Here is a 15,851-nt window from a genome sequence, read left to right on the forward strand (position 1 = left end):
CCCTATTCGGGCAGGCCGGAGCCCCCGGCTTTCTTGCGGGCGTAAAGGTGAGTATCGGCCGTCTCGTAGAGGCGCTGCACATCCATGCCCGACTGCCAGCTGGCGGCTCCCAGGCTGCACCCCACCGAGAAGGCGCTGAGCTCCTTGTGGCTGTGGAGCACATGTTGCAACCGCAGCCAGACCGGGCGCCAGGCCTCGGGGTCCGCGGGTTGCAGCAGCAGGGCAAATTCGTCCCCGCCGAGGCGAAACGCCTGATCCGTCCCGCGAATGCACCCCTGCAGCAACTGGGCGAAGCGGCTTAGCACCAGGTCGCCCACCGGGTGGCCCCAGGTGTCATTGACCTGCTTGAATCTGTCGAGATCCAGCAGCACCAGCACCAGGCCGTGGGGTTCCCGGCTGTGTTGCTCCACCGCCCGGCCGATGGCCTCGTCGAAGTAGGCGCGATTGCCAAGCCCGGTCAGGTGGTCGAGCCGCACCTGCTGCTCCAGCCGATCCAGCCGCAAGTAGAGGGGCAGGGGGAGGCTGAACAGCTGATGATATTGCTCAAGCAACCGCCTCTGGCCGTCGCTCAGAGGGTGCTCCAGCTCGTAGTGCAACTGGCCGAGCAACTGCTCGTGTCGTCCCCGCAGCTCGAAGCGATAGGCATGCAGGGTCAGCCTGGCCTGGGGCGGGTGCGAGATGAGGGGATGGGGCTGGCCACAGTCGAACTGGAGCGAGTGGATCCGGACAATGTTTGCCACCCGCTCGGCAAAGATTGCCAGCAGGGCGTCAAGATCCCGTTGCCCCAGCAACTGCTCGATCTGCTGATAGCGGTCCTGCCCGGTCAAGGGCGCAAGCCGCTCCATCTGCTGTACCCACTGCTCTATGCCATGTCCGAAGCCGTTCAATGACGATGTGTTTTCCACGTTACAGCCCTTACACCTCTCCATTCATTGCACAGGCTCTTGCAAGCCCTGTGCCTAAAATATGTCCGATGAAAAACAAGGGGGCTGGCTAGGCTTAACGGGATGAAACGGGAGGGGAAATCCCTGCCGCTGAGCGAGTGGCGTGCCATATGGGGAGCGGGCGCTGTGCTTCCGGGGAAGAGGGTGCCGGGCAGATGAAGGAGAGGGATGGGTGTACGCCGATGTGTTGATCCTGCTGATCTTCGCCGTTGTGCTGGTGGCCATTTTCCGGCGCCTCGGCCAGCCGGTGATCCTTGCCTATCTGTTTGCCGGCATGCTGCTCGGCCCCCATGGCGTGGCCATCGTCACGGGTCAGGCCATGATGCAGACCATAGGGGAGCTTGGCATCGTGTTCCTGATGTTCTCCCTCGGGCTCGAGTTCTCCCTGCCGCGTCTGCTCGCCATGCGCAAGCTGGTGCTGGGGGTCGGCAGCCTGCAGGTGCTGCTCACCTCACTGCTGTTTTTCGGGCTCGGCTGGTGGTGGGGGCTGAGCCTGGCCCAGGCGCTGGTGGTGTCAGGCACCCTGGCGCTCTCCTCCACCGCCGTGGTGATCAAGCAGCTCGGCGAGCTCAAGCAGCTCCATACCCGGCGAGCCCAGCTCGGGGTGAGCGTGCTGCTGTTCCAGGATCTTGCCGTGGTGCCCCTGCTGGTGATGATCCCCATCCTGGCCCAGCCCGAGGTGCAGGGCAGCGCCCTGCTGGCGGAGGTCGCCTGGGCCTCCCTCAAGGGGTTGTTTGCGCTATCCGTGCTGCTGGCGGTGGGGAAGTGGCTGCTGCCCATGCTGTTTTTCGAGGTGGCGCGCGCACGTTCAGACGAACTCTTCGTACTGAGTGCCCTGCTGGTGGCATTGCTGGCGGCCTCCCTGACCCAGTGGATGGGGCTCTCCATGGCGCTCGGTGCCTTTCTGGCGGGCATGATGCTGGGGGAGTCCCACTATCGTCATCAGCTCGAAGTGGACATCAAGCCGTTTCGCGACGTGTTGATGGGGCTCTTCTTCATTACCATCGGCATGACCATGGACTGGGCGCTGGTGGCGGGCGCCTGGTGGCAGGTGCTGGCCTGTGTGACGGGGCTAATCCTGTGCAAGTCGCTGCTCATATTGCTGGCGGGCCGCCTGATGGGGGAGCGCAAGCGCGACGCCATGGCCGCTGGCATCATGTTGAGCCAGGTCGGGGAGTTCGGTTTTGTGCTGCTGGCGCTGGCGAGTCATCACGGCTTGCTGGATCACCAGCTGGTCTCTCTGCTCATCGGCATCGGTGTCATCTCCATCGCCCTCACCCCCTGGCTGGTGTTGCGGGCGCTGGGGCTTGCCCACTCCCTCACCGACAGTGCCCTGCTCTCTCGCGCCGAGGTGGCCCAGTCGGGCCTGAGCAAACACCAGCACGTCATCATCGCCGGGTTCGGACGCACCGGCCAAACCTGTGCCCGCTTTCTCAAGCTCGAAGAGATACCTTTCCTGGCCCTGGATCTCGATCCCGAGCGGGTGAGTGAGGCGAAGCTCGCGGGGGAGCAGGCCGGCGCCTTCGAGGTGATCCCCGAATCCCAGGAGGGAGCCCTGATGCTGGTCTCCCACCTGCTGCTCAACTGCGACATTCCCATCGGCCGGGTGATCCGGCGCATGGAGCACGAGCGCAGCAGCCAGTATCGCTTTCTGCACGGTTTCTACTGGGGCGGCAAGAGTGCGGGCAATCTGGAGACGGATCAACTGCTCGAGCGGCTGCATCCCGTGCTGCTGCACGACCAGGCCTGGGCGGTGGGACACAGGGTGCGGGATCTCGCCCTGGGAGAGGTGCGCATCAAGGCGATTCATCGCGGGGAGCGCAGCCTGGATCCCAGGCGCGAGCTGGTGCTGGCGGCGGGAGATACCCTGGTGCTCTTCGGCACGGCCGTGGCCATGGAACAGGCCGAGCAGCGCCTGCTGGAGGGACGCTAGGATCTCCTTCCCATGAGATAAGGCCCCTCAGGCCTCTTCGCGAAATTGCACCTGCCTCCCGCTGCCCGGCAGGTCGAGGAAGGCCTCGATGCGCTGGCGGTGATCCAGCGCGTCCTGGTATCCCAGCTTGATGAGCCGCTGGCAATAGCCGGGGTCAAACATCAGGAAGCTGGCCAGGCTGCTGCTCTCTTCGCCGTTGACCCCGAGCACTCGCAGCAGACGGCGCAGCTGGGTCGGCAACCGTGGGAGGTATTCGAGGGCGATGAGGTCGAGATCCTGGCTGGGGCGGATCACGCAGGTCTCCACCTGGCGCAGTTTCAGTCGACTGCGCTCCCGTGCCGGAATGAGGGAAAGGGTCTGGTTGATGCGCCCGAGCCGCTCCAGATCCGAATTAAGGGTGTCGGAGAAGACGGTGTTGAGCAGATGGCTCGCGATGTTGGAGCTGGTCAGGTGCCCCTGGCGGGGAGTCGGGTTCTCCCTGTGAGGGGAGTCCAGGGTCACCAGCAGGATCCTCTCCGCCCCCAGGTGGATGGCGGGACTGAGCGGGCTCAGCTGGTGGATGGAGCCATCCCCGTAGATGCGATCGCCGATGGGGGTGGCGGGAAAGACAAAGGGCAGCGCCGACGAGGCCAGCAGGTGATCCGAGGTGAGCAGGGTACGCAGGCCACGTCGTCTGGCGCGCTCCCAGGGCTGATGTTCGGCCCGCCCCTGGAAGAAGGTGGTGGAGAGGCCGTCATCATAGTCGGAGGCCGTGATGGCGATGGCCTCCAGGCTGCCGTAGAGAATGTTGTCATCGATGCGGTGATAGTCGATGAGCTGATCCAGCAGACGGCGCAGGGGGGCGTTGTCAAACAGGTGAAAGGCTCGGTTGCTCTGGGGGGTGATGAGGCCGGCAGAGCCCTGATAGAGGGTGCGCCACAGCAGTTGGCAAGGGTGGAAGTCGAAGATGTGGTGGGTCTCGAATCGTCGCCAGACCCACTCCAGCTTGCGCACCCCCAGATGGAAACAGGAGGCGTAGCACGCCAGCGCCGTGATGTTGAGAGCCCCCGCCGAGGTGCCGCACAAAATGGGGAAGGGGATGCCGATGTTGCGGGGGTAGAGTTCGGCCACCGCCTTGAGTACGCCGACCTGATAGGCGGCGCGGGCACCACCACCGGTCAGCAGAAGAGCAGTATTGGGTCTGGCCATGAGGGTGCGCCTTATCGTGATCGCCAGGGCGGGTTGCCACCGCGCAATTCAACTATAAGACGTTGTATACCGGATAAAAATGGGCCGCACGCTCAATTTTTGCGGCCCGTTTCCTTTTCAGTTTGCCAAGGGCGTCTGGCTCAGTTGATCGAAGGCGGCGAAGGCTGGAGGGCTTGCCAGAATACGGCCATGGCCGAGCCCCCGGGTGCTCACCAGCCGGGTGCGGCCATCCTGGGCCGCGCGCAGGGAGTCCCGGTGGGGGGCGAAGCGGTCTTCCTCATCGTGAACGATGAGGGCGGCGCCGCTGCGCCGGGCTAGCCGGCCAAGGGGGTCAACCGTGCTGAGCGGGTGCTGGTATTCGTGTTCTATCTCCTTGACCACCGCATCGAACAGCCGGATGGAGTAGCCGGAGCGCGCCACCATGCCGTAGAGCTGGGGCACGTAGTCGAGCACCGGGGAGATGAGCAGCAGCGGCAACGCATCCATGGCAGGGTGACGGCTGCTGAGGGTGACGGCGCCCCCCATGCTGTGGGTGACGACGCCCTGGACGGGGCCGACCCGCTCGAGGATCTCGTCGAAAGCGCGCACGAAGCGGGGCAGGTGGCCCCTGTTCCCTTCACTCCGGCCGTGGGCGGGGTGATCGTAGGCGAGGGCCGTATAGCCCTGGGCGGCGATATGGCTCATCAGCGGATAGAACTGGCTGGCACTGCCTGACCAGCCGTGCATCAGCAGCCAGACCGGCCCCTGCCCGAGCCGGTAGCTCATCAGGGTCCCTTCACTGGTGTGGATGGCCTGCTCGACCAGGCCGGCCGGGGCTGCGACGTCCCGGGTCGCCCGCTGCGGGGTGAGCAGCAGCTTGCTGGCGGTGCGCTTGGCGTGGGTGGGCGCGAGCACGTGATGCAGGCGGGTGCCGAGGCCCAGCAGCAACTTGCTCGGGCTGAAGCGGCGTGTGTTGAAATAGATCTTGCTGCTCATGGTCATCCTGTGTCTTTTGTGTGCGAACGGTCGTGCTTTTTTGCGGGTTTTTAAAAAGAAGAGCCCGTCGGGTCAGCGCCAGCTGGCCAGCAATTGTTCCACCTCGGGCCAGAAGTGGCGGGCCGGATCCTCGCTGAGCCCCAGGGCATGGAACACCTGATCCCCGAGATAGAGGCCATAGAGACGATAGACGGCGCGCCAGGGATCGAGATCGCTGCGCCACTCCCCTCTGGTCTGCCCCTGCACTACCTGGCGTGCCAGGTAGTCGAGCCAGAAACGGACCAGCTCGCGTGCCGCCTGCTGGACCTCACCCTCCTGGGCGGAGGTCCAGGCATCGAGGAACATGCAGCGGCCGGCAAAACTCTGGTTCCAGGCCAGCCAGGCCTGCAACAGGGCGAGCAGTTTCTCCTGCTGGGTGGCGTGCCCCTGTTGGCGCACCGGCTGGATCACCCGCTCACGAAATACCTCGGCGGAATAGGTGAGCACGGCGATTTGGAGGTTGTCGCGGGACTGGAAGTGGGCGAATAGACCGCTTTTTGACATCTCGCAGGCCGTTGCGAGGGAGCCTATGGTGAGGCTCTCCAGCCCCTGCTGGCTCGCCTGCTCGAATGCAGTCTGCAAAATGGTGTCGCGGGTCAGACGTCCCTTGCTCATCCGGCTCTCCTCTCTCTGGGCTGGCAGCATAAAGTACGACCGTGCTAATTGTCGAGCCGCAAATGGTGCAGGGAGGCCGTTTCCGGCTGCCGCGGGGTGCCAGAGAGTCTGTTGGAGGGGGGCTGGCTCGATACAAGCCAGCCGGGGACGAGCTCAGTCGTCCTTGATGCCCATTTGCTGCAGGGCGATGACTGCCTGGGTGCGGTGCTTGACCCCAAGTTTGCGGAAGGCGGAGTGATATGGGCTCTGATGGTGACAAGGTGCTCAACTGTCCTTGATATCCATCTGCTGGAGGGCGATGACCGCCTGGGTGCGGTGCTTGACCCCGAGTTTGCGGAAGGCGGAGTGATATGGGCTCTGATGGTGGCAAGGGGCTCAACTGTCCTTGATATCCATCTGCTGGAGGGCGATGACCGCCTGGGTGCGGTTCTTGACCCCGAGTTTGCGGAAAATCGCGGTGATATGGGCCTTGATGGTCGCCTCGGAGACGTTGAGCTCCCAGGCGATCTGTTTGTTGAGGCTGCCATCCCGCAACATGATGAGCACCTTGTATTGCTGGGGGGTGAGGCTGGCCAGCTTGGTGGCGAAATCGGGCCCTTCGCCGGGCTCGGGATGGAGGGAGATGCCTTCCGGCACCCAGTTGTCCCCCCCGATCACCGTATTGAGGGCGCTGACCAGCTCTTTCATGGGGACGGACTTGGGAATGAAGCCGAGCGCGCCCAGGCGCAGCACCTGCTGGATGATGGCGGGATCCTCGGAGGCCGAGACCACGACGATGGGGAGATCCGGGTGATGTCCGCGCAGATAGGCCAGCCCCTCGAAGCCGTTGGCCCCCGGCATCTTGAGATCCAGCAGCAGCAGGTCGACGTCGGGATGTTCGTCGAGCAGGTGGCTCAGGCTGTCGATGGAGTCAGCCTCCAGCAATCTGGCGTCGTCGATGGCCATGTGCACCGCTTGATAGAGGGCGCCCCGAAACAGGGGGTGGTCATCTGCGATGACGATGGTAAATTGGCTGTCCATAGCTCACATTGTTGCTAACTGATTGTTTTGAAAAATCAAACTAGCACTGCTACCCAAGTGGGTCAAACCCGCCAGTACGCAAATGTGAGGTGGTCATCGGATGTCGTGCCACGGGGCCGGCGGGATGGCCAGTAAACAACCCATGCAGGAGGCAATCGATGGGATCCCTGGTTTTGACGGTGGGCACGGGCTCCACCTGGGCAATGAGAACGGCGCTGGTGCTTGCCATGAGCGGGCTCAAGTGGCAGGAGCAGGTCTTCGATCTGGAAGATGCCAAGGAGCTGCAACGGCTCAAGCGCACGGCCCCCGCCGGCCTGGTGCCCTGGCTCGACGACGGTGAGCTGCGTATTCACGACTCTCTGGCCATCGCCGAATATATCCACGAGTGTTGCCCGGAGCGCCACCTTTATCCGGTGGACAAGGCCGAACGGGCCCTGGCCCGCAGCCTGTGCGCCGAGCTGCACGCCGGTTTTCGTCAGATCCGCACCCTGCTGCCCTTCTTCCTGGGGGCGCCCACCCAGAGTGAACCGCCGGTGGAGGTCATCGACGAGCTGGCCCGGTTGCAGACTCTCTGGTCCCAGGCGCGGGGGCCCTTCTATTTCGACGAGGCGAGCATTCTGGATGCCTTCTATGCGGTGATGGCCTATCGACTGGCAAGCTATGGCATTTCGCTGCCCGGTCAGGCTGGCGCCTATCAGCAGGCTTTGCTGGCCTGGCCCCTGTGGCAGGAAACCCTGCTCAGGGCGAGGTTGCAGTGGCCAAAGGCGGCCCGCCAGTCTGATTGATGCGGGCGTCGGCAAGACAAAAAAGGGGAGCCATCGGCTCCCCTTTTTATTCAGGCCAGGTCGCTATTTCTGCCGACCCGCGAAGACCACGACCACTTTGTCTTCTCCTTTCTCCCGCACGAAGCCATAGGGGACATCGGAAATCTTCTTGTGGCTGCCCGCCGCGATGGCAGGGTGGGCGGCACGGAACTGGCCGAGCCGTTGCCAGTGCTTGACCAGCTCCGCCTTCTCGCCACTCGCCAGCTCCTGCCAGTTCATGTCCGAGCGCACGCTCTGATCGAACACGCCGCCATCCTTGGCCAGTCCCCGGCCGGACTCGTCGCCATAGTAGATCTGGATGCCCCCCGGCAGCAGCATGAAGCTGTTGGCCACCCGCCGTTGCAGCGCCACGTCCTGATAGTCGCCGAAGAAGAGCTTGGTGTCGTGGGAGCTGATGTAGCTCAGCACGTTGAACTCGGGATCCTGGTTGATGCGGCTGGCGTAGCTCGCATAGGTGGGCTCTGCCCCCGCCATGCACTGGGCCTGGGGCAGGGCGAATTCACGCTGGTAGTCGAAGTTGATCAGGGAATCGAAGCCGTGCTGGTACCAGAAGTCCTTGGCGACCCCGTGATCCCACACCTCGCCCACCATGTAGAAGGGAAGGTCATCGAGGGCCTTGCCCGGGTTGGCGGCCTTCCACTCCTTGAGCGCGTCGGTGCCCGCCTGCTTGAGCCTGGCCCAGACCGCGGGCTCCAGGTGCTTGACGGTGTCGGCACGGAAGCCGTCGATGCCGAAGCGGCGCACCCAGTCGGTGTGCCAGGCAATGAGGTAATCGGTCACGGTGGCGTTGGGCAGGGCCTTGGCCCTGGTGTCTTTTTTGGCAGCGAGCAGCGGTGGCAGCCCCACCGATCTGGTGGATTCGGTCAGGAAGTCCGGCAGTCCCGCCACCGAGCCGGTGACGTCGTCGGTGCCGGGTTGCGGGTAGCCGGGCAGGCCTGCGCGCACCCAGTCAGGGCCCCACCACTTGTCCCAGTGGGATGACTGGTAGTCGATGAACTGGTTGTAGCCATGCCAGTTGAGGCCGCCGCTCGGGCGCCATTCGTTCCAGCGACTCGGCAGCTTGCCGGTGTTCTGGGTGAGATCGGTGAGCCCCAGATCCTGCAAGTCGGCGAGGGTGGCGTAGCCTGCGTGGTTCATCACCACGTCGAGGATGATCCGCATGCCGCGCTTGTGGGCCTCGTCCACCAGGGTTTTCAGGCTCTCTTCGTCGCCGTAGTTGGGGTCGATTTTGGTGAAGTCGAGCGCCCAGTAGCCGTGGTAGGCGTAGAAGGGGAAGTTCCCCTGTTCGCCACCGCCGATGAAGCCGTGGACCTGTTCCACCATGGGGGTGATCCAGATGGCGTTGATGCCGAGTTGCTTGATGTAGTCGAGCTTCTCGGTCAGCCCCTTGAAGTCACCGCCATGCCAGGTGGCCACTTCGTCCTGACCATCCTTCTGACGACCGAAGCTGTGATCATTGGCAGGATCGCCGTTGTGGAAGCGGTCGGTCAGCAGAAAATAGACGCTCGCCTGATCCCAGCTGAAGGGAGCAGGCTTGGCGGCCTTGACCGGCTCGAGCAGCAGCAGGCCGCCGCTCTCCTTGCTCGGTGTCAGGGTGATCTTGCCGCCCTTGACCACGGCTTCCTGTCCCGAGTAGGCATCCCGCAACCGGGTGCCGTCGGGCCAGACGCCCTTGAGTGATGTCGTGACCGGGCCGCCATCCCAGCTGATGCAGGGCTCTTCCGGGGGCTGGCGTTTGAACTCGCTCTTTTTGGTTGCCCGCAACACCTTGAGGCTGGGGGTATCGGGGTTGAAGGTGAACTCGTAGTCCCCCGCCAGCATCACCCTCAGATTGAAGTCTGTCCCCTTGCTGCACTTGTCCATGGGCTGGGCAGTGCCGAAGGGAAGGGGCCTGGCCTCGGTTGGCCCGAAGCTGGTGCCGCAGCTGTTGCCCGCATCGCTGATGCGGATCTGGTGGCTACCCTTGTCCAGTCTGTGGGTCAGGGTGACGGTGCCCTTGTCCAGCGTCAGCGCCTCGGCCACCGGTTTGCCATCCACATGGAGATAGACCTCGGGGGCGGCCATCGCCTGACTGATGAACAGCGGTGTGGCGAGCACGGCCAGCCACAGGGGTGATGGGCGAAGAGCGGGGCGCGAAGAGAGACGCATAAGCCATTCCTTGAGCAGAGTGTGAGGAGCAGGGTCCGTTGAGGCACTCATTCTAGGGCGCGCTGGGGCAGGCTTGGACCGGTAAAATACCGATTTGTGACGTCAGTTCAAATGGTTACGTTTTCAAGAATGGAAAAGTGTGAACCGGGTGTCGCGGCCATGAAAAAAGCCGGTCAGTTGACCGGCTTGTAGGCATTCGGGGTGGCGTCACACGGTGAAGAACTTGAAGTTGACGAAGGCCACCGCGATGAAGGAGGCAACCATGCCGCTGATGCAGAGCACCGCAGGGCGGATGGCAGGCCAGCGATGGGCCAGCAGCACGATGGCCAGCAGGGTCGGATAGAGGCCGAACATGTAGCGGGGCATGGCGTTGAGGCCGGTCATCAGGGGGATGGTGCAGCAGATGAACATCAGGGTCGCTTCGGCCCAGCGTTTCTGGCTGAACAGGTAGCCATTCAGGCACCAGCCGAAGATCACCATGATGGAGAGATAGGCCTTGCGCCCCCCCAGCTCGAAGCCGCTCAGCCACCAGTCCAGGGGGCTGTCCATATAGCGGCCCCAGGCCACCTGGATGTGCTTGAAGGCAAGGGCATCCCCGGTGAGGTGATAGAGATAGACCATGTAGGAGAAGAGGCCGAGGGGAATGAGCCAGAGGGTGAACACCACCTTGAAGGCCCGCTCGGTGAAGCGGAAGAACTCGCGCCAGCCGTAGGCCTGCAGGGCCAGGATCAGCACCGGGAACACCATCATCACCCCCAGGTTGCGGGTGGCGGAGATGAAGATGCCGAGGAAGGCGACCATGAGCCACTGTTCGCGGTAGGCGAACAGGAACATTCCCAGCATCAAGGCCATGAACATGGGCTCGGTATAGCCGGAGACGAAATAGGCGGAGAAGGGGGAGAAGGCCAGCAGCCAGACCCCGAAGCGGGCGGTGTCGTCCCCGAGCTTGAGCTGGCGCAGCACCAGCAGCATCAGGGGCAGGCTAATGAAGAAGGCGATGTTGGCCACCAGCATCAGGCCGATGAGGCTCTCCATGTCAAACAGGCTGGAGAGACCGCCGGCCAGCATGGGATAGAGGGGCATGAAGGCCCAGTTCGCCGCATTGCCCTTGCTCAACCAGCGTGGATAGAGGTCGTAACCATTCTCGATGATGCGCTGGAACCAGACGCAGTCGAACTGGCAGTAGGCTTGCAGCGGCCCGATGTCGGTGGCGCCATAGAGCTGGACGCCGAAATAGCCCATGCCATAGAGCGCCACCCGGCTCAGCACAAAGGCGGCGACAATCATCAGCCAGTCGCGGCCGCTGATGCGCAGTGACGGGCGATAGGGGAGTGCAGCCCCGGTTGACGGGGCGGTATTGGTCATATCATTCATCAGGCAAAAACCCAGATACGGGAGAGAACGTAGGTGAGCACGGTGACTGTCAGGGTGGCGATCACCACCGGCAACAGACCGGAGAGACCGGCAAACAGCAGACCGCTCAGGATGAGGTTACGCACCGCCAGAGAGAAGAGGGCAACCAGCAGGAACTTGCTGGCGGCACCTTGTTTCTGAAAGGTGATGTAGCGATGGCCGAAGAACGAGAACCAGAACGCCACGGTAAAGGCCAAGGTCGTGACCAGGTGCTCGGAGATGGCCGGCCAGGTATGAAACAGGGCGATGGAGGTACCCAGATCGACGAGGGTGGCCCCCCCGCCGACAAAACCGAAGCGAACCAGCCGCCAGAATTCCTCGCGGGAGATCATTGAGACGCCTGCTCCTGCTGATCATCAGCGGCTTTCGCGGCGGCCTTCTTGCCAGCGCCCTTCTTGCTGGTGGTGGGCACTTCCTGCTTCTGCTCTTCATCCTGCTTGGCGTACTGGCCGTAGACCCCTTCGATGAGGTAGACGGGGCGCTGTTTCACCTCGACGAACATGCGGCCGATGTACTCGCCGATGATGCCCAGCGACAGCAGCTGGATGCCGCCGAGGAACAGCATGACCGACATCAGGGAGGCGTAACCGGGCACGTCGATGCCGAAGAAGAGCACCTGGGTGATGATCTTGAGGATATAGAGGAAGGCGATGAAGGAGACACCGACCCCGATGTAGCTCCACACCCGCAGCGGCCAGCTGGAGAAGCTCATCAGGCCGTCAAGGGCGAAGTTCCACAGCTTCCAGTAGTTGAACTTGGTTTCGCCGGCATGGCGGGCCGGGCGCTCGTAGGGAACGCCGACGGCGCGAAAACCGGCCCAGGCGAACAGCCCCTTCATGAAGCGGTTGCGCTCCGGCAACTGCTTGATGGCCTCGACCACCTTGCGATCGATGAGGCGGAAGTCACCGGCGTTCTCCGGCAGCTTGGTGCTGGTGGAGAGGGCGTTGAAGAAGCGGTAGAAGCCACCGGCGGTGAGGCGTTTCATCGGGGTGTCGGCGCTGCGATCCACCCGGATGCCGTAGACGGTGTCATAGTCGCCGGTCTGCCACAGCTTGACGAACTCCAGAATGAGAGAGGGGGGATCCTGCAGGTCCACGTCCATGGGGACGATGGCGTCGCCCTTGGCCTGGTGCAGGCCGGCGGTCATGGCCGCTTCCTTGCCGAAGTTGCGGGCCAGGTTGACCAGGGTCACACGGGGATCCCGGGCGATGGCCTGCTCGACCACCTCACGGGTGCGGTCACGGCTGCCATCGTTGACGAACACGATTTCAAGCTGGTCTTTGAGCGGGGCCAGTTCGGTATCTATCGCGCTGATGAAGGCGTCTATGCTCTCTTCCTCGTTGTAAACGGGAACGACCAGAGAGAGTCGAAAATCGGCACGGGACATGGGAACTTCCTTATTAAAAGAATTATTTTACGGAACAGATACTTGGGGCATTCCGCTTCACTGAGCCACGGTCAGTCGCACGGACTGGACGTTGAGCGGTGTCGGGGCGGAGAGCGCCAGGAAGTTGGGACGCTTGGGATCGGCGGTCAGGGAGTCGCCCGGCAGGCTGAGGCGGATCTCGTTGATGCCCGCCTTGGCCAGCTTGACCGTGGTGGTGAAATCATGACCCAGCGCCACCTTGAGCAGGGCGCCAGCCTGAGGGCTGTTGATCCTGGCCTGGATGGTGAGCTGCTCCGGCTGGGCCTGCTGCTTGGGCAGCACGAAATAGAGACCGCCCTGACCGCTCAGCTCGGTGCCTTGCTCGCTGGGCTTCTTGGCCCAGCCTTCGCTTGAGAGGAAGCGGCTCGGCTTGGTCAGGTTGAGTTCGTTGCCGGGCTGGTAGGTCATGCTGGAGTTGTGCTCCCAGAAACGGGTCTTGCCTTCCAGGTAATAGAGCTTGTAAGCCAGGCTCACGTTGGGGTGAGCGGCCAGATAGAGGGTATAAAGGTAGAAACCGCTCAGTGCCAGGATGGCAGCCAGAAAACCGAACTTTTTGTAGGTCATATTACTCACTCGACGCCCGACAGATTGATAGGCAGATTTCGCGCATATGCTAATCCAATTGCAAAAAAAGCATAGTGGATCACAAAAATATATTTGCTCACATATTAACCCTCAATCACCCTGCTTACCAAGGGGCTTTGGGGTCGTTTGCTTCCTCTTCTTGATTGTGGCTTTTTCGGCGCCAACCTGTCTGCCGCCACCTGGGGCGCATCAGGCAAACGGCTGATATTGTGCTTTGTTGTGGCAGGATCTGTCGCCATTTCACCCAGGCAGAATTAAGATGGCCTGTCCCGTCGTCAAGGATGACCCATGAGACTCTTCTCTCTGTGTGTGTTCTGCTGTCTGCCCCTCCAACCGTTGTGGGCGCAATCGTTCTGCTCCTCCCCCCTTCGCGTCGGTTTCGATGACTGGCCCCCATACCACTATTACCAGCAAGAGGGAGCACGTCGGGAACTGCGTGGATTTGCGGTCGACTACCTCAATGCCGTGTCGATTCGGCTGGGTTGTCGTCTGGTCTATGTGGAGCGTCCCTGGAAGCGGGGGTTGCACGATCTTGAGCGGGGTCGGCTGGACATCGTGATGGAGGCGTATTTTGCTGATGAGAGGGCGCGTTATGCCTGGTTCTCCATCCCCTACAACCCGGGCCGGACATCGCTCTGGGTACGCAAATCCGGTACCGGTGAGGAGTCGGATCTGGCGAGCTGGCTGGCCCACGGGCATCGCCTCGGTGTGACCAGGGACTACTATTACGGCCCGGAAATCACCAAGGTTCTGCAGCGATACCGCAACCAGGTGAGCGAGGTCAACGATGTGCAAAACTATCGCAAGCTGCTGCTTGGGCGGATAGACGGTTTTCTCGGGGATAGTCTGGCCACGCCCTGGGGTCTGAAGAGAGAGGGGCTGTCGGATGCGGTCGTCCCCCACACCATGGCGATCCATGAGACGCCCACCTTTTTCATGTTGAGCAAGAAGACCCTGTCCGGGGAATTCGTAGCGCGGTTCAACGAGGCGATAGTGGCCGTCGGTGACAGCGGTGAGCTGGAACTCATCTGGCGTCGTTACACCTCCGTCCGCTAGCAAAGTCGCCAGCATTCACGCATCATGGGGACCTGACCGTCGCGCCTGACAGGCCGAAATGAACCGATTTGAGGCAAGCGTGGTAAGAAGCATGGGTAAGAAGTATTGGTTGGCATTGGCGAATCTCATCTGGCTGGGCTGCTGGCCGGCCAGCATGGTTCATGCCAGCACGGAACAGGCGGTAGTGGCCAGTCCCAGCATTCAGCATGACTGGTATCAGAACGAGGTGGCCGAGCAGGCTCGTCATGAGCTTGAACAGCAGTTGCAGGAAGCGGTGCTGGCCCAGCTGCATCCGGATTTCTACCGCCTCTGGCAGCAGTTGCAAAAGACCCCGGCGGATCGGCGCGGTGCCCTCTACGATGAGGCCTTTGGCAAGCTGGCCCGGTTCCAGCAGGCCTGGCGAGGGATGGATCTGGTCGCGCGCGAACAGATGCAGACCCTCAAGCTGGATCTGAACCGCCCCCTGGCCCATGCCCCCCAGGGAGACAATCTGCTGGAGCAGGTCAGGCAACTCAGGCCACAGGTGGCGGAATACGACGCCGTGCGCGAAGAAGTGCGCAAGCTGCTGGCCATGCCCATGGCCAAGCACTGGCCCACTCTCTCCATGCCGACCCTGCGGGCCGGGGAGAGCTCGACCGAGCTCGGCCAGATCCGCTCCATCCTGAACGAACTGGGGGACAGTGCCCCGACTCACCAGGACAGCCTCTACGATCCCGAGACCGAACAGGCCATCAAGCAGTTCCAGCGCCGCCACGGCCTGACGGCCGACGGCATCATCGGCCGTCAGACCCGCAGCTGGCTCAATACCGGCCCCGAGGTGCGCGCCAGCCTGCTGGTACGCAACCTGTGGCGCCGTGATCTGGTGGATCACCTTGCCGGTCGCTATGTGCTGGTCAACATTCCGGACTACCGCCTGAGCGTGGTGGAGTCTGGCAGCGAGGTCTTCACCAGTCGGGTCATCGTCGGCAAGGAGCAGCGGGCCACCCCCATCCTCGCCAGCGAGATCCGCTCCATCGTGCTGAACCCGGCCTGGCACGTGCCGCGCTCCATCCTGAGCAAGGACATTCTGCCCAAGCTCGGGCGCGATCCTGCCTACCTGGATCGCGAACAGTTCGAGGTGATCGACGGCGAGGGCAATCCGGTGCAGTTCAGCGAAGATGGCTGGCACCATGCGCTGGCCTCGGGTTTCCCTTACCGGTTGCGGCAAAAGCCGGGGGATCACAATGCCCTGGGTCGCTACAAGTTCTATCTGCCCAACAACGATGCCATCTATCTCCACTCCACCCCGCGCAAGGCGCTGTTCGAGCAGGGGGCCCGTGCTTTCAGCTCGGGTTGCATCCGGGTGGAACACGCCGACGATCTGGCGGAGTTGCTGCTGGCGGACTCCCGCTATCAGCCGGACAAGGTGGCCAGCATCCTGAAAGAGACCCAGACCAAGTGGCTGCCCCTGAGCAACCCTATCCCGGTGTTTACCGTCTACTGGAGCAGCTGGATTGATGAAGAGGGACGTCAGCAACTGCGCAACGATATCTACGGATTCGACAGAGTCAGCTATCAAAGCCGCTTGCTGTGATCCTTGCCACAGAGTGAAAAGCCCGGCCCGTGCCGTAATGCCAGTCAGTTAAGCCTGACTGGCATTGTTTTTACTAGGTTTTCTCGTCGCATACTTCTGTGGTTTGGCTTTG

General features: G+C 62.6%; 14 protein-coding genes. 4 read left to right on the forward strand and 10 right to left on the reverse strand.

The annotated features are described in order from the left end of the window. Window positions 1-2 precede the first annotated feature (2 nt). Complete coding sequence (locus tag PG896_RS02815) at window positions 3-929, reverse strand: GGDEF domain-containing protein (RefSeq protein ID WP_039039444.1); 927 nt, start codon at window positions 927-929, stop codon at window positions 3-5. Between the two features lie 187 nt (window positions 930-1,116). On the opposite strand from PG896_RS02815, the gene PG896_RS02820 reads away from it, so the two are divergent. Next, window positions 1,117-2,877, forward strand: a complete 1,761-nt coding sequence (locus PG896_RS02820; protein ID WP_161470571.1) for a cation:proton antiporter domain-containing protein — start codon at window positions 1,117-1,119, stop codon at window positions 2,875-2,877. Window positions 2,878-2,904: 27 nt separating this feature from the next. Here PG896_RS02820 and PG896_RS02825 read toward each other — a convergent pair whose 3' ends face one another. The 4 genes from PG896_RS02825 to PG896_RS02840 form a co-directional block, all read right to left on the reverse strand. Further along, complete coding sequence (locus PG896_RS02825; RefSeq protein WP_270835357.1) at window positions 2,905-4,065, reverse strand: patatin-like phospholipase family protein; 1,161 nt, start codon at window positions 4,063-4,065, stop codon at window positions 2,905-2,907. Between the two features lie 117 nt (window positions 4,066-4,182). Then, window positions 4,183-5,040 carry an alpha/beta hydrolase gene (locus PG896_RS02830; protein WP_048208776.1) on the reverse strand — a complete coding sequence of 286 codons (858 nt, stop codon included), beginning with the start codon at window positions 5,038-5,040 and terminating at the stop codon, window positions 4,183-4,185. 72 nt (window positions 5,041-5,112) lie between these two features. Next, window positions 5,113-5,694, reverse strand: a complete 582-nt coding sequence (locus PG896_RS02835) for a TetR/AcrR family transcriptional regulator (RefSeq protein WP_048208163.1) — start codon at window positions 5,692-5,694, stop codon at window positions 5,113-5,115. 375 nt (window positions 5,695-6,069) lie between these two features. Then, window positions 6,070-6,714, reverse strand: coding sequence for a response regulator transcription factor (locus PG896_RS02840; RefSeq protein ID WP_041214700.1), 645 nt, complete (start codon window positions 6,712-6,714; stop codon window positions 6,070-6,072). 158 nt (window positions 6,715-6,872) lie between these two features. Here PG896_RS02840 and PG896_RS02845 point away from each other — a divergent pair, with 158 nt between their 5' ends. After that, a complete protein-coding gene (locus PG896_RS02845) occupies window positions 6,873-7,499 on the forward strand; it encodes a glutathione S-transferase (protein WP_049636285.1) in 627 nt (208 codons plus the stop codon). Between the two features lie 63 nt (window positions 7,500-7,562). Here PG896_RS02845 and PG896_RS02850 read toward each other — a convergent pair whose 3' ends face one another. From PG896_RS02850 to PG896_RS02870, 5 genes are all read right to left on the reverse strand, one after another. After that, complete coding sequence (locus PG896_RS02850; protein ID WP_270835358.1) at window positions 7,563-9,686, reverse strand: alpha-amylase; 2,124 nt, start codon at window positions 9,684-9,686, stop codon at window positions 7,563-7,565. Between the two features lie 207 nt (window positions 9,687-9,893). Continuing rightward, window positions 9,894-11,060 (reverse strand): membrane protein, encoded by a 1,167-nt coding sequence (locus PG896_RS02855; protein WP_029313951.1) that lies wholly within the window; start codon window positions 11,058-11,060, stop codon window positions 9,894-9,896. Then, window positions 11,060-11,431, reverse strand: coding sequence for a GtrA family protein (locus PG896_RS02860; protein WP_270835359.1), 372 nt, complete (start codon window positions 11,429-11,431; stop codon window positions 11,060-11,062). The genes PG896_RS02855 and PG896_RS02860 overlap by 1 nt, the downstream gene beginning before the upstream one ends. Further along, window positions 11,428-12,486, reverse strand: coding sequence for a glycosyltransferase family 2 protein (locus PG896_RS02865; protein ID WP_041214702.1), 1,059 nt, complete (start codon window positions 12,484-12,486; stop codon window positions 11,428-11,430). Before PG896_RS02865 ends, PG896_RS02860 begins: the two co-directional genes overlap by 4 nt. A 57-nt stretch (window positions 12,487-12,543) precedes the next feature. Then, window positions 12,544-13,089 carry a hypothetical protein gene (locus PG896_RS02870; protein WP_010673441.1) on the reverse strand — a complete coding sequence of 182 codons (546 nt, stop codon included), beginning with the start codon at window positions 13,087-13,089 and terminating at the stop codon, window positions 12,544-12,546. 309 nt (window positions 13,090-13,398) lie between these two features. Between PG896_RS02870 and PG896_RS02875 the strand changes: the two genes are divergently transcribed. Together PG896_RS02875 and PG896_RS02880 are read left to right on the forward strand one after the other, a co-directional pair. Continuing rightward, window positions 13,399-14,166, forward strand: coding sequence for a substrate-binding periplasmic protein (locus PG896_RS02875; RefSeq protein ID WP_202006985.1), 768 nt, complete (start codon window positions 13,399-13,401; stop codon window positions 14,164-14,166). 91 nt (window positions 14,167-14,257) lie between these two features. Then, on the forward strand, window positions 14,258-15,739 hold the full coding sequence (locus PG896_RS02880; protein ID WP_045523555.1) for a L,D-transpeptidase family protein: 1,482 nt from the start codon (window positions 14,258-14,260) through the stop codon (window positions 15,737-15,739). Window positions 15,740-15,851: the final 112 nt, after the last annotated feature.

It is taken from the genome of Aeromonas sp. QDB30 (genome assembly GCF_027707645.1).
GTDB lineage: Bacteria > Pseudomonadota > Gammaproteobacteria > Enterobacterales > Aeromonadaceae > Aeromonas > Aeromonas caviae.

Coding starts and splice junctions, on each gene's coding strand:
- PG896_RS02815 (WP_039039444.1), bottom strand. CDS start 929: ATGGAGAGGTGTAAGGGCTGTAACGTGGAAAACACATCGTCATTGAAC.
- PG896_RS02825 (WP_270835357.1), bottom strand. CDS start 4,065: ATGGCCAGACCCAATACTGCTCTTCTGCTGACCGGTGGTGGTGCCCGC.
- PG896_RS02830 (WP_048208776.1), bottom strand. CDS start 5,040: ATGAGCAGCAAGATCTATTTCAACACACGCCGCTTCAGCCCGAGCAAG.
- PG896_RS02835 (WP_048208163.1), bottom strand. CDS start 5,694: ATGAGCAAGGGACGTCTGACCCGCGACACCATTTTGCAGACTGCATTC.
- PG896_RS02840 (WP_041214700.1), bottom strand. CDS start 6,714: ATGGACAGCCAATTTACCATCGTCATCGCAGATGACCACCCCCTGTTT.
- PG896_RS02845 (WP_049636285.1), top strand. CDS start 6,873: ATGGGATCCCTGGTTTTGACGGTGGGCACGGGCTCCACCTGGGCAATG.
- PG896_RS02850 (WP_270835358.1), bottom strand. CDS start 9,686: ATGCGTCTCTCTTCGCGCCCCGCTCTTCGCCCATCACCCCTGTGGCTG.
- PG896_RS02855 (WP_029313951.1), bottom strand. CDS start 11,060: ATGAATGATATGACCAATACCGCCCCGTCAACCGGGGCTGCACTCCCC.
- PG896_RS02860 (WP_270835359.1), bottom strand. CDS start 11,431: ATGATCTCCCGCGAGGAATTCTGGCGGCTGGTTCGCTTCGGTTTTGTC.
- PG896_RS02865 (WP_041214702.1), bottom strand. CDS start 12,486: ATGTCCCGTGCCGATTTTCGACTCTCTCTGGTCGTTCCCGTTTACAAC.
- PG896_RS02870 (WP_010673441.1), bottom strand. CDS start 13,089: ATGACCTACAAAAAGTTCGGTTTTCTGGCTGCCATCCTGGCACTGAGC.
- PG896_RS02875 (WP_202006985.1), top strand. CDS start 13,399: ATGAGACTCTTCTCTCTGTGTGTGTTCTGCTGTCTGCCCCTCCAACCG.
- PG896_RS02880 (WP_045523555.1), top strand. CDS start 14,258: ATGGGTAAGAAGTATTGGTTGGCATTGGCGAATCTCATCTGGCTGGGC.